The sequence below is a fragment of the Runella sp. MFBS21 genome, assembly GCF_029433105.1.
Classification (GTDB): Bacteria; Bacteroidota; Bacteroidia; order Cytophagales; family Spirosomataceae; genus Runella.
The window spans coordinates 1-14188 of record NZ_JARNTW010000008.1; the positions used below are offsets into that span (position 1 = coordinate 1).

Here is a 14188-nt window from a genome sequence, read left to right on the forward strand (position 1 = left end):
CCCGCTGCGTGTCAGTATCTTTTTTTTTTCGACGATCATTACACGCACCGCTTTGGCTCTGTAGCAGGGCTTGACCAACCTTCTGCTTGATCATTTCAACCCTTACTTCTAAATCGTACAATGTGTGCCCCAATGGCATAGATTCAAGTTTATCGTACTCGGAATCTATTAGTTTATGTAACTCTTCTCGTGTCATAATTAAAAGAATGTAAATTACTAACTTAAACGACAATTTGCAATGCACCCGAGTCTAATTTACAAATTTTTAAAAAATATTAGAGATATTCGGCGTTTTATCAATAGTCTAAAAATCACATATAGCTTAGTAAAAGAAGAGTTACTTTTTGAAGATGTTTTTGTTCTTGAGCTTATAAAATTTAAATCTACTTTTGTATATGACTTATTAGCCTATTCAAGCTGTCTAGAATCTCCTTCGGGTTATTATATCAAATTTTCAGAACAAAATTTTGATGAAATGACGAAACAAATTAACGAATCAGAATTAGACTATACGTTTGAAGAAATTAAATGTGCAATTTCATTCCTATACGACCACAGTGGATTAGAAGGAGGATTAAGAAAAGAAAAATCAACCCGTTTAGCTCGACCTTTGTTAAAAAAAGACAATCATTACTTATATTTCAACTATCAACTTTTTGGAACCTTTTCAATGAAAAAATTCAAAGAATCATCTGAAAATCCAGAATTGCTTCAAGAACTAATTGAGGACAAAAAAGAAAAAATAGATGACTATATTGAAATTGTTCGAAAAGAAAAAAACAGAGACTTTGACAATATTTCTCAAAACCTTTTGAAAAGCTTGATTTTTTGCAACAAAAACATTTCCACTACTTTCCAACACCAATCACTAAGAAATGCTATAACTTCTTTTATATCAACTCAATATCAACATTCAAATACAGGTACTAGAACTAACATAAATAAATTTTTGGAAGAATTCTTATTAAGCAACTTATTTCCAGTGGAAGAAATAAAAACTCATCTATTACGATCTGACGTCACCATAGATTTACTTAAAAACCATTTGCTAGACATCCAAGACACTAGCTTAACAAAGATACTAGAGAAGGAAACCCTTATCAATATCAATCAAAAAATTTTCGACAGTTACTTAGAGAGTTTTGGAAGTAATGAAAAGGAAGTTTATTCATTGCTAAAAAATAATTATGAAAATACTGAAATTTTAAATAAGCATTGTTGTAAAAAATATAGAGAATTCTTAGACTCAAATTATACTTGGTACATGCAAAATCTAATTAAACCTTATGATGAACCCTTTCACAAATATACTTTTGAGCCTTTTATATCTCAGATATTTGGTGAATACAGTGAATTTGAAGACTTTTTAAATAAAATTCCTGAGGACAAAGAAGGATTTCGAGCTTATAACCAACTCAAATTCAAAGAGTTTAAGGCTAATGGGTATCGACCAATTATTATCCCCGATTTTAGGGAATCTGGACCTTATCGTGAGTAAAGCCTAGTTGCCTTCCAAAGCGTCAGCTGATTTGAAATCGGCTGACGCTTTTTTTATGAATTTTATTCAAAAATGACATATCAAGCCATTTTTTCGTAAATTTCATATCCTAACCTAATGCCTTTGCCTATCATGCACCAAACTGCGCCTCTCACTCCCTCTTGGTCTCTTCTCGAAAAAATTGGTTTTCGCTTTTTCTTTCTTTTCTTCTTTCCACAGTTATTTGAAGCTTTGTTTTCCCTTTTCCTTCATGGGGGAAGTATTGGGGATTTTTACCAACATATTTGGGATACAACTATCAACTGGGCAGGAAGGACATTTTTCAACATTCCTAAAATTACGATTAGACCCAATGGCAGCGGAGATACTACTTGGAATTGGGTACAGCTATTTTTGATAAGCAGCACTGCTTTTATTGGAACAGTCGTCTGGAGCATTGCAGACCGCAAACGTGCTCATTATCATTCATTCAATTATTGGTTTTGCGTTCTATTGCGTTTCTATTTGGGGATTACTATGCTAAGTTATGGCTTTGCGAAGGTGTTTTTTTCCCAATTTGGCACTATCACTACTTATCGCCTTTTTGAGCAATTAGGCGATATGAGTCCTATGGGTCTTCTCTGGACATTCATGGCGTTTTCGAAAGGGTATCAGTTTTTTACGGGTATGGGCGAAGTCATTGGCGGTTTTTTACTTTTCTTCCGACGTACCACTCTTTTAGGAAGTTTGATTATTGTGGCGGTGATGAGCAATGTCGTGATATTGAATTTCTTTTATGATGTACCCGTAAAGATTTTTTCTTCACAATTGTTGCTCGCTGCTTTTTACCTGATTGCCCCCGATATAAAGCGATTAATGTATTTTTTTGTTTTAAATCAGCCTACTCCCGCCCGAGATTACCCACTTTTTTCTTCAAAAAAATGGTTTAAATGGGGAAGACTCGGACTCAAAACCCTTCTTATCGGTTCCTATATCATTATGGGTTGTATGCAAGGCTATCAATCTTGGCAGTATCAAGAAAGTCCTCAATCGGCCCTGTATGGTCCCTATGAAGTTGTTGATTTTAAGAAAAACAATCAAATCGTATCTCCCACCGATACTCTTCGCTGGGAGCGTGTGTTTTTAGATAGACGAGGAAGCTTTGATATGATTTCTATCACCAACTCACAAGGGTTTCAACAAAGGATTGGGTTTGAATATAATCAAGCCAAACATAGCTTTACTTTGAAAGAATGGTATGGTGATGATAAAAAATACCCATTTTCGTATACTCAGCCTGATTCTAGCACGCTGTTTTTAAAAGGAAAATGGAAGGATGATTCGCTAAGTATGAAATTACAAAAAATCAAAAAGCCATTTTTGCTCACTTCAAGAGGTTTTCATTGGGTCAATGAAACACCTTTCAACAAATAACTAAGCCACCATTTGAGTAGTCCCTAAAGGCAAAGCCAAGTCAATGGTAGTACCTTGGTTGGGGGCCGTTTGGAGTTTTAGCGTTCCGTCTAATTCTTCCACGCGCTTTTCCATATTAAAGAGTCCATTGCCACTGACCTGTCCTACTTCCTTGTCAAAGCCCACACCATCGTCTTTGATTCTTAGGCGCAGTTGTTGGTTTTGGGTAAAAATTTCAATCCATACATGACTTGCGTGGGCGTATTTGGCCACGTTGTTGATTGCTTCTTTGAAAATCAGATAAAAATTGTATTGCTGATGAGAAGGCAATTTGTAACCATTCAATTCGTCGGCCACGCTAAAATCATACCGAATATGTTTAGGATCGAGCATTTCTGAGGCAAAGATTTTCATTTTATTGGTAATACTTTCCAGGCTATCGTTCATAGGGCGCGTCGTCCAGATAATATCCCGAATTGTGGCTACGGTACGTTGCGAATTGATACTTATCAAATCGAGCAATTCTTTAATTTTAGAATCTTTATCCCCCAGTTGTTTTTTGGCAGCTTGGCTCAGCATCGCCACACCACTCAACGTAGCCCCTAAATCATCATGTAGATCCCGCGCAATTTGGGTTCTGATTTTATCAGACACCTGCATTTGGTAAATTGTCTCAGCTTGTAGTCTCTGGGCCTCTCTGATTTCCTTGATACGATTTCGATAAAAAGCATAACCCAATATCCCCATAAGGGTTATTACTACCAAAGTCAGCGCTACGAGCCAAAGGGTTTTTTGATGAAGTTCGGCTTCTTGTTTGGCTTTGATTTCTTTCAAGAGTTGGTTTTCTTTTTCTTTCTCAAAAGCAGTGTATTTCAGCTCAATCAGCTCAGCCCTCACTACATTTTTTTTACGTTCAATCGAATCATTTAAAGTCTTATAAGTCTGAAAATAGGAAAGTGCATCTTTATAATTACCTTCCATTTCGGCCAGACTAGCCATTTCTTGGTTGATACGAGCCATTTCTACTGCCGAACCATACAACTTCGCCATACTTAAAGCCTCTTCATACCATTCTTTGGCTTTGTTAAAATCTTGTTGGAGACGATAAGTGTTGGCTTTTTCTTCATAACATTGAATTTGAAGTAGTTTTTCACCGTAGCGTTGGCTTTCTTCAATGGCTTCGTCCAAATATTCCAATGCCACCGTAAACTCCCGTCGGTCGTTATAGTTACGGGCAACTCCCAGTAAAATTTGGGGTAAAATCAGATAATTTTCTTCTGCCTCTTTAGCCAATACCAAGCCTTTTTTGAGGTAGGCCAAAGACTCTTCATAATGCCCCATGCGGCGGTACAAATCACCTATTTGCTCATGATTGACAGCCATGCCTCGTGCTTGATTGGTAACCATATTCAACTTTAAAGCCTTAAAAGTATACTCCAATGCTTTTTCAAATTGGTTCATACTTTTATAATTTTCGGCGATATTGTTATAGCATATAGCTTTGCCTCTATCCCAGTCCCTGGCTTCAAAAAGTTTGAGTGCAGCAAGGTAATAGTCCTGCCCTTTGGTATAATTCCCTTCCAGCGACTCTAAGATGGCATAGTTGATTATACTTTGTCCTAAACTAATGTTGTTGTTTAGTTTTTTGGCAAGCTGATTGGCTTCATTGGCATAACGCCATGCAGAGGGTTGATCTATTTCGGATAATCGATACGAAAGCCTATGTAGAGTAACCACCCTCATACTATCTTGCGTAGGGTGAACTGCCAACCAATGCTTGAGGCTATCAACCATTTTGTTTTGGCCAAATACCTTTTCTGCTACCGCAAAACCAATGATTGTAAAAATTACTAAGCGATAAAACATATAGAGCTTGCAAAATGGATTTTATGAGCTAATTTCTTAAATTTATTACAGCCTACCTAGCCTCATTTAGTTAATGGTAATACCCAATCCTTTTTATGAAAATACAATACTGCTCTGATTTACATTTTGAATTTGCCGAAAATATCCAATTCTTAACCCATTATCCTATTAAGCCTTCGGGAGAGATACTTATTTTGGCGGGTGATATCACCAATTTATCTTATTTCAAAACCCGAAATGTAGAAAAACTCTTCTTCAAACAACTCTCTAAGCAGTTTGAAAAAGTATTTTGGATATGTGGCAACCATGAGTTTTATCGAAGCTGGGATGTATCCATATTAGACAAACCGTTGTGTTTAAACGTCACCAAAAACATTCATTTGGTAAATAACTTTTCCACTATTTACCGGGGCATTCGACTGGTTTTCACCACCTTGTGGTCTCATATCAACGAATTAGAAGGCCTTTATATTGAAAAAAACATGAGTGATTTCCAGCTTATCAATTATCAAGGCCGCAAGCTCACTACGGCTATATACACCCAGAGACTACACAAGCCTTCCGTTGACTTTCTGGTGAAAGCTCTTCCTTCTGAGTCTGATATTCCCACTGTAGTAGTGAGCCATCATTTACCTTCTTTAAGTTGTGTACATCCCAAGCACAAAGGCAGTTTATTGGAGCAAGGTTTTGCCAGTAATCTTGATGCACTAATTTTAGAAAAACAACCCACCTATTGGATATACGGTCATAGTCATGCCCACATTCCTTCTTTTAAAATTGGCTCGACTACCTTACTAACCAATCAATTGGGCTATTGCAAGTACGGTGAGCACGGGAGTTTTGACGAAGCGCTTTTTTTCGAAATTCCTTAAAAACAAATCGCCGTCTATCAGTGCGATAAACGGCGATTAATGCTTGTTGTAAGCTATGCTATATACCTAGTTTCTACGTTTTCTAGGCTCTTTTGCTACTTTGCCCGGCTCTTGGTCTTTTTTACGTCCTGTACGGAAACCAGCAGGATATGGTGAGCGCAAATCATTCATTGGAAGAATCCGAATCTCCACACGACGGTTACGACTCATTCCTACAGCCGATTTATTATCAGAAATAGGACGAAGCTCACCGTAGTATTCTACCATGATACGACTAGGGTCTTGCATACCATTGCGAATCATATAACGTTTAGCTGCTTCTACACGACGTTTTGAAAGTTGAATATTGTAATTGTCAGAAGCACGTGCATCTGTGTGGCCGATGATGACGGCACGGCAGTTTGGACGCAAGTTGAGCAAATCAATTACTTGTTTCAAAATTTGCTGTGAAGGATCTTTAATAATGGCCTTATCGGTATCAAATTCGATATTACCGAACATGGCTTCACATTCTTCTTTTGGAAGATTTTTAGCAATAATATCTTTGATATATTTTTCAAGATCCATCGCAACTCCACCTCCCGACACAATACTGTTAGCAGGGGTGCTAGGTTCTTTATCAAAAAGGTCCGCCACACCGTCACCGTCAGAGTCGGTATACAAACGAGGATCAACCGGCTTAGGCATGTTTGCTTTTGCAATTGAGTCGGCATCGTTCATGGTTGGGTTGTAAGGCGGTGCAATCAAGTCCAAAGGATTGGTATAGCGCAAGTGGTAGCGACCTTTGGCGGGATCATGTACCCAATTGCCTTTGGCATCTTTTTTAGCCATAACCGCACTTTTACCAATTTTATAGGTAATTCCCAAGCCAATACTTCCCCACTTGTCTTGTTTAGAATCCCCTTTGTTAAACAACCAAATATCTTGACGAGCGTATTGTTCACCACCTCCGCCACCATAAGTGACATCTAATTTCTCAGAGTTTACGTGATTTAGAGTAAAGTCTAAACCTATATCAATACGAGGAGATACTTCAAAGTGAATAGCAGATCCGATAGGGAAGACAATTTCTCGGGTGTAAGTAGATCCGTCACGTTCCCATTCACCAGCAGTTTTAGAACTGGCATTGGTATTAGTTCTAATCAATTCTACGCTTTTGTTAGTGCCTAAGCGATACACCCTTGAATTGTACCACATATAGCCATAGCCTACATATACATCCCACTTCCAACGCTTTAGCTTATTATACCCAAACAAAATAGGCTTTAGGTTAGCATGAGCATTGATTGAAGATTGTAAGAAGCCCTTCGTTTCAAAATGAGCATTGTACAAACGCTCTTTTGACCCATTGAGGTTACCAGTCCAGAAATTGAGGCTTGCCCCAAAAATAGGGGTAATTTGCTTATGCAAACCAAGACCCAGACCTCCCGTTAGATGTTCTTCTGGCCCCAATTTAAAATCGTGTTGGCGCAAGTCACCATAGAATTGCGTAAGAGCTGGCGTAATTGTCAGTGCCCATGTATTCAATTTGTTTGGGCCTTCATACCCTGCACTTTTAGGGGCAGGAGCCTGTGCATCAACTTTCGTTAATGCCAATGACACAATTAATAGAGTGGACAGTAAGTTGATTTTTTTCATGGGCAATGAGCGTTATTTACTGCAAGGGGTATTATAATAATATAAATAATTTATTTAAATAGCGTATCAAGCCTATAAGCCGGATTCTGTTTTCCCGATATATACCGAGACTCTTATCATTTATCTGGTTTCGACGTCACCGTCGAAATCTATCAACCTACCCATACTGACAGCCTTTGTAGGGCGTTGGAGCGAGTAACCCCACAATCAGTACTTATTTGGTCTTTCAGCCCGTAAGGTTTACCATGCCTCATTTGTCACCAAACGAGCGGTAGGCTCTTACCCTACCTTTTCACCTTTTCCACTTACAATAGTAAAGTGGTAGTATATTTTCTGTTGCACTTGCTGTCAAACAGCCGTCTCCAGCTGTTTGCCTTCCCGTTAGGAAGTACGGTACTCTACGCTGTCCGGACTTTCCTTCCTGCTTTGGTTAAACCCCAAATCAGAACGATAAGACGGCTTGGTTACGCTATTGGGCACAAAGCTAAAAATACTTGTTGTCATTAAAAATCAAATAAAAAGAAAAAAATCGTAAAAACCATAAATCAACCCCCATTTTTGACTTAAAGGAGGCCGTCTATTTTGACCTCTACTTGACCTTTGGCTACTATCAAAGCTACTATGGCTGAGGGAGTCAAGTAGACTTGGTCAGGTTCAAGTCCCTCCAAATGCCCACTTAAATTTACGCCTTTTGTTACTTTGCGACTAGTAAGCTGTTGTCTAATGGCTTTTTGGGCTTCTTCTACTTGAGTACCTACTGGAAAGACAAACTGCTGTTCAATTTGTTTGGCAAATCGTCCTTGCAACAACCAATTGGCCGTTTTTACGAGAACACTATGGGTATTGAGGTCATAATCAACATTTTTGAGCGATAAAAGCTTAGTTGAAGCATCATAAAAAGGCGTACCTTTCAGATAAATCACCCCATTGATACTTCCTTTAAGTCCTGCTTTGATAATCAACTTTTCATTTTGACCATAAATATCGACGCTGGTCACCTCAATTTTGTATTTTCCTTCTTTAAAATCAAAAGTTTTTCCTACAAACTGCGATGCGGCAAGTTTAGAAGCCTCTTCGTAAGGCAAAGTCCCTATCAACCCTATCTGGAATCCTTGCGGGATATCATTCGTGACAATCAACGGTGGAATATTGAGTGCTGGCTTGGTCACTGGTTTTTCGCCCGTATAAGTTTGAGTAAACCCTTTAATCCCCACGGTAGCACTGATTTTACCATTCTGAATTTTAAAAGGACTCATCAAAATATCAGTAGGCGTGATGAGCAGCCAAGTGCGATACTCTTCCGACAAAAGCCGAGGCTCACGTATCAAATTCCATGCCTGAAGTACATATGGCTTGATAGAAATATTTTGGCGGATATTGTCGTCAATTGCCTGTGAAATTTTTGCGAGGTTTTCATTAATCAATCTACTCACAATACCAGTTATAGGCACCTCAACCCCCGCAACTTTAATACTAGGTTTGCTTACCCAGTCAAATCCCGCTGAGGCAGTTTGCGTATTGACTTTCCAATCAGCATCTACCCCAAAACATGTCATAAACTTAAGGTTTATCTGAAATTCGGTGGCTTGTGAGCCACCTATGCCGAGCACCTTGTATCCTTTTTCAGCCCAAATTTTTAGGGGTACCGTATAAAACAATAAAGAATCGCGAGCATCGGCCACTATAGGCCCTCTTTTCCAGACCTTTGCTTTGAAGTTATCTTGATTCCCATCTTCAAAACTATTGTCTTCATAGATAAGTCCTTGAACTTGAGCATTCAAATGTTTTGTCACGTCAGCAATCGATATATCGACGGGTACCTGCACGACAGACCTATGTTTTTCGTTCTGAATTTGCATATTTGTATATTTATATGCCTCTAAAGGCGCTTTCGGCTGGGTAGTAATGGAAGATCCCCCACAAGAAATCATCCAAAAACTACCTATCAATATTCCCAATGCACTAGGAAAACCAGACCATTTGGTCTTCAAAAAACCACGGGAGCCCAAAATTTTATTCAGATGCATGGATATTTTATAATAACAAATGAAGGACTCGCAAAGTTATTAAAACAACTCCACAAGTCCTTCTTAAATATTAAGGTATAAGTACGATTGCTATTTTTTCAAAGGCCAACGATACGTAAATTTATTGTTGATAGGAGCACCAAAATAATTTACATTGAGGTAGTCAAGGCGTTGTTTGTGTACTTCTAAGCGTTGTTTAAAATCATCGAAGTTTTTGAGGTTTTTAGGTGTCCAGCCTACTTCTGCTAAGGCAATTCCCCTAGGATATGTCATATACTCTACGTATTCGGCGGTTGGCATATATTCGGTCCATACATTGCCTTGTACTCCCAAAATATGCTTTGATTCTTGAGCATTAAAACTCTCTGGGGTAGGGTCATAAGAATAAGTTTTGTCAAGGGGTAAAAATCCACCAATCGCAATAGGCTGAGTTTTGGGGTCAGCCTGATAATGATCCAAATAACAAAACTGCGTAGGCGTCATGATAGCATCATGATTTTGTTTGACAGCATCGATTCCTCCTTGGGTACCACGCCAGCTCATAATGGTAGCGTTGGGCGAAATTCCTCCCTCCAAAATCTCATCCCATCCAATCATCTTGCGCCCCTTAGCAGTAATAAACTTATCGATTCGACGGATAAAATAGCTTTGCAATTCATGCTCGTCTTTGAGTCCTTCTTTCTTGATTAAATCTTGACAAAAACGACTTTCCTGCCATTGTATTTTTGGACATTCATCTCCACCGATATGAATATAAGGACTGGGAAACAAATCAATTACTTCGGTCAGAATATCTTCCAAAAAGCGAAATGTTTCTTCTCTAGGAGCAAACACATTCTCGTGCACACCCCAAGTAGTGGCCACTTGGTAGATTTTATCGGGATTGTTGCCGTATTGAGGATATGCTGCCAACGCAGCTAAGGCATGACCCGGCATTTCGATTTCAGGCACCACCGTCACAAAACGTTCTTGTGCATATTTGATTACTTCTTTGATTTCTTCTTGCGTATAAAAACCACCGTAAGGTTTTGCATCGTATTTGTGATCGTTGTAATGCCCAAGCATTGTTTCTTTTCGCTTCGAACCTACCTCTGTTAACTTAGGATATTTTTTGATTTCGATACGCCATCCTTGATCATCAGTGAGATGCCAGTGAAACGTGTTCATCTTATGAAGTGCCAGCAAATCAATGTACTTTTTGATAAAACTCACGGGATAATAATGCCGCGCTACATCTAGCATCAAACCCCGATAAGCATAGCGAGGCTGGTCTTCTATATAGCAACAAGGTACAGTCCAAGTGACATTGTCGGCCTTTGCCGAACCAAAAATAGCAGCAGGCATCAGTTGTTTGAGGGTTTGTAGGCCATAAAAAAAGCCTTTGGGATTCTCAGCAGTGATGACAATCCGTTTGGGAGATACTTCTAAAAAATATCCTTCTTCTCCTAGTTTGACGTCTTTGCTAACGACAAAATTGATGCCGTCTTTGACCCTAAAATTTCCGGCAAATACCTTGGTGTCACGCCCACTAACAAGGCCTATCTGCCCCGCTAGACTTTCGGCCATCCGCCGAAGTGCTGGATCGGTACTCGCTACTGCTATAATGGGCTTGGCTCCCAATACAAACACTCCCGTCTTTGCCTCTAATCGAACGGGTTTGGGCAAAAGTGAATAGCTATTTTGTCCCAAAAGGGGTAAAAAACTTGTGAGTAGTAAAAATAAGAAAAGGGTCTTTTTCATAAAATTATTTATTATTTAATACAAACATAATAAAATAATTTACTATAAAATTAAAAAGTTAATTAATACTAAACAAAATTGTAAATTATGCCAATCTCGTTCCATTGGGCACAGGGCGGTCAGGCTGAGCCAATACCACCTCACCTTCTGGCAAAGCAAAGCCTGTTACTAAAACTTCCGACATAAAATCAGCTACTTGTTTTGGGGGGAAATTAGTAACACAAAGCACCTGTTTACCCAAAAGTTCTTCTTTTGAATATAACTTCGTGACTTGCGCTGAAGTTTTTTTGATTCCAAGATGCGTCCCTAAATCTACCCAGATTTTCTAGGCGGGTTTTCGCGCTTTCGGAAATTCTTCCACTTGCACGATAGTACCCGCATAAAGTCCTACTTTTTCAAAATCTTGCCAAGCGATAATGCTGTCTGTCATGGAGTTATTTTTTTAGTAAAGGAAAAATCTCAATACAAGGCACTTTTAAGCCTTCTAAGCCTGTTGCTTTTATTAGAAGCCTCAAAATAACACCTTAAGAATATATGTTTGTCTCCTTTTTTCAGTATTTTTAGGAGAGGCTGCTTACTTTTTTTGATTCTCAGACAACTATTAAACGGCTAACTAATAATTTAAGCTATGAGTAATGTATTTTCTTGGAAAAACCTTCTGAAAGACACTCTTTTAGTAACAGCTGGTGTGTTAAGTGCAGGTATGGGTCTCAAAGGATTTTTACTATCAAGTCATTTTATCGATGGGGGTGTAACGGGAATCTCAATGCTAATTTCTAGCCTTTTCAACATTCCTTTAGCCATTTTGATTCCTATCATCAATATCCCCTTCATCTTCATTGGATATCGTCAAATCAGCCTGATTTTTGCTATAAAAAGCTGCATTGCCATCGCCGGGTTAGCCATTTGTTTGTCGCTTATGCATTATCCAGATGTAACCCCTGACCCACTCCTTACTGCCATCTTTGGAGGGTTCTTCATTGGAGCAGGGATTGGCCTAGCGATGCGGGGAGGGGCGGTATTGGACGGAACCGAAATCGCCGCAGTGCTTATTACTCGTAGGATTTCATGGCTTAGAGTAGGTGATGTTATTTTACTTTTCAACATCGTTATTTTTACTGCTGCCGCTTACTTTTTAGGCGTCAATGTGGCACTTTATTCTATCTTGACTTATTTTGCTGCTGCCAAAACGATTGATTTTATAGTGCATGGATTAGAAGAATATACTGCGGTAATTATTGTCTCAGAAAAACACGAGGAGATTCACCAAATGATTACCGAAAAACTCAAAAGAGGAGTCACAGTGCTTAACAGCGAAAAAGGATATGGAAAGCGTGGTTCGACCAAAAAACAAAACGTGTTGTATTCGGTCGTTACAAGACTTGAGGTAAGTAGACTAAGAGACGAAATCGCTCATATTGATCCTCAAGCTTTTATTGTACAACATGGAGTAGATGATACCCGAGGAGGAATAGTCAAACAGCGGGCATTGCATTGAAAACCAACATGGCAAGGTGTGAAGCCTTGCCATGTTGATTGGATTGCCTTAGGCATTACGCACATAGCTACCAAGCCACTTGATGTAGTTTTTATGTTTTTTAAAAACTTTTTGTACGTTTTCGTTTTTAAAATACCCTTCTAATTCAATAAAAAACCAAAAGTTGAAATCTTCACTTCCTTTGTAAGGTCGGCTTTCGATTTTGGTAAGGTTGATATTAGCTCGTTTAAAATCTTGCAAAAAGCTCGCCAATATCCCTGGTTTGTCGGTGTCAGGTAAGCGGGCGATGATGGTGGTTTTGTCATCTTCACTAGGCTGATTTACAAAGTCTTTTGCCAAAATAAAGAAGCGAGTACGATTGTTACCATTGTCTTCGATATTGTCAAAAAGCGTAGGAAGACTAAACAAACGAGCGGCAATCACCGAACAAATAGCAGCACTCTCAGGATCTTCGGAGGCCAATTTAGCCGCCTTTGAAGTAGATTCTACCTGAATCTCTTCGGGCTGTGTTTGTTCAAAGTATTTGTTCAGAAAACCACGGCATTGTCTAAATGCAATATCTTTTGAGTAAATCCGCTTGATTTTAGAAGGGTTTTCACACTCAGTAGCAAGCGCAAAGTGTACAGGGATTTTGAGTTCAGCAGCGATATTGACGGAAGTTTCATTGAGCAAGTCTACCGTTTCATACACAATTCCCTCTTGATTGTTTTCGATAGGAATTACCCCAAACTTGGCTCGCCCCGTGGCAACTGCCTCAAATACAGACTTTATAGTGGGAAGCGTCATGTATTCGCTCATCGCTCCAAAACGACTTTCGGCTGCTTGGTGCGTAAAACTTCCTTCTGGGCCTAAGTAAGCAATACGCTCAGGAAGCTCGATATTGCGCGCTGCGGCAAATATCTCTAAGTAGATAGCTTCAATCGCTTCAGAAGAAAGAGGACCTTTATTGAGTTTTTTGACACGATCCAGAATAAACTTCTCCCTTTCGGGACGGTAGATGACCGTTTTGGTAGCACGTTTGAGTTCTCCTACTTTATGAACCCATTCCATTCGGCGATTAAGTAAGAGCAACAATTGGTCGTCGAGGGTATCGATTTCGCGTCTAATGTCTTCTAAATTCATGTTTTTTAATAAATGATTGTGCAGCAAAGCCGACGCCCCACTGCACAATATAAGCTACTAGTTTTCTTCTTCGGGAGCGGGAGGAATGGTAATCCCCGCAAAGAGCGCATCCATTTTGGCAGCATACTCAGCAGTATCATCAAGGTAAAAATGCAACTCTGGTACAATTCTCAACTGATGACGAATACGCTGACCCAGTAATTGACGAATTTGTTTATTGCGTTCTTGGATTTGTTCGAGAAGAAGCCCTTTGTTTTTTGTCACTAAAAAACTCAGGTATACACGTGCAATGGCTAAGTCAGGAGACATCCTGACAATGGTGACAGTAATAAAAGCATTGTCAAACCAAGTTCGCCCTTCTTTTTGAAAAATATCACTCAGGTCTTTTTGGATTTGCCGAGCTACTTTCTGTTGTCTTTTAGATTCCATAGTGAATTCCCATTTTATAGTACATTCCCAAAATATCTTGGTCCTCAATATTTTTATGTACTCTTTATCGGATACAAAGGTACGAAATTCTATTCATCTAATTTGG

Annotated in this window: 10 protein-coding genes, 1 other RNA gene and 1 pseudogene; 4 read left to right on the top strand and 8 right to left on the bottom strand. The window is 39.1% G+C overall.

Annotation, left to right across the window (positions count from 1 at the left end; genetic code table 11):
- Positions 1–238 precede the first annotated feature (238 nt).
- Together P1X15_RS16700 and P1X15_RS16705 are read left to right on the top strand one after the other, a co-directional pair.
- Entirely contained in the window at positions 239–1498 is a 1260-nt protein-coding gene (locus P1X15_RS16700; RefSeq protein ID WP_277339276.1) for a hypothetical protein, read from the top strand.
- 117 nt (positions 1499–1615) lie between these two features.
- Positions 1616–2911, top strand: coding sequence for a DoxX family protein (locus tag P1X15_RS16705; protein WP_277339277.1), 1296 nt, complete (start codon positions 1616–1618; stop codon positions 2909–2911).
- Here the strand turns inward: P1X15_RS16705 and P1X15_RS16710 are convergent, their stop codons facing one another.
- Positions 2912–4756: a tetratricopeptide repeat protein gene (locus P1X15_RS16710; protein WP_277339278.1), complete on the bottom strand. Its 1845-nt coding sequence runs from the start codon at positions 4754–4756 to the stop codon at positions 2912–2914. It lies immediately after the preceding gene.
- Positions 4757–4851: 95 nt separating this feature from the next.
- Between P1X15_RS16710 and P1X15_RS16715 the strand changes: the two genes are divergently transcribed.
- Entirely contained in the window at positions 4852–5628 is a 777-nt protein-coding gene (locus P1X15_RS16715; protein WP_277339279.1) for a metallophosphoesterase, read from the top strand.
- Between the two features lie 66 nt (positions 5629–5694).
- On the opposite strand, the gene P1X15_RS16720 is transcribed toward P1X15_RS16715, so the two are convergent.
- The 5 genes and pseudogenes from P1X15_RS16720 to P1X15_RS16740 all read right to left on the bottom strand — a co-directional run bounded on the left by P1X15_RS16720 (position 5695) and on the right by P1X15_RS16740 (position 11463).
- Positions 5695–7266 (bottom strand): OmpA family protein, encoded by a 1572-nt coding sequence (locus tag P1X15_RS16720; RefSeq protein ID WP_277339280.1) that lies wholly within the window; start codon positions 7264–7266, stop codon positions 5695–5697.
- Positions 7267–7325: 59 nt separating this feature from the next.
- Positions 7326–7734, bottom strand: an RNA gene (gene rnpB, locus P1X15_RS16725) — RNase P RNA component class A.
- A 95-nt stretch (positions 7735–7829) separates the two neighbouring features.
- Positions 7830–9293, bottom strand: coding sequence for a DUF4403 family protein (locus tag P1X15_RS16730; protein WP_277339281.1), 1464 nt, complete (start codon positions 9291–9293; stop codon positions 7830–7832).
- 90 nt (positions 9294–9383) lie between these two features.
- Entirely contained in the window at positions 9384–11033 is a 1650-nt protein-coding gene (locus P1X15_RS16735; RefSeq protein ID WP_277339282.1) for a beta-N-acetylhexosaminidase, read from the bottom strand.
- Positions 11034–11118: 85 nt separating this feature from the next.
- Positions 11119–11463, bottom strand: a pseudogene (locus P1X15_RS16740) (tRNA-binding protein).
- 198 nt (positions 11464–11661) lie between these two features.
- Between P1X15_RS16740 and P1X15_RS16745 the strand changes: the two are divergent.
- Complete coding sequence (locus tag P1X15_RS16745) at positions 11662–12531, top strand: YitT family protein (RefSeq protein WP_277339283.1); 870 nt, start codon at positions 11662–11664, stop codon at positions 12529–12531.
- Between the two features lie 48 nt (positions 12532–12579).
- On the opposite strand, the gene pheA is transcribed toward P1X15_RS16745, so the two are convergent.
- On the bottom strand, positions 12580–13653 hold the full coding sequence (gene pheA / locus P1X15_RS16750; protein WP_277339284.1) for a prephenate dehydratase: 1074 nt from the start codon (positions 13651–13653) through the stop codon (positions 12580–12582).
- 57 nt (positions 13654–13710) lie between these two features.
- Positions 13711–14082, bottom strand: a complete 372-nt coding sequence (gene rbfA / locus P1X15_RS16755; RefSeq protein WP_028665180.1) for a 30S ribosome-binding factor RbfA — start codon at positions 14080–14082, stop codon at positions 13711–13713.
- Positions 14083–14188 lie beyond the last annotated feature (106 nt).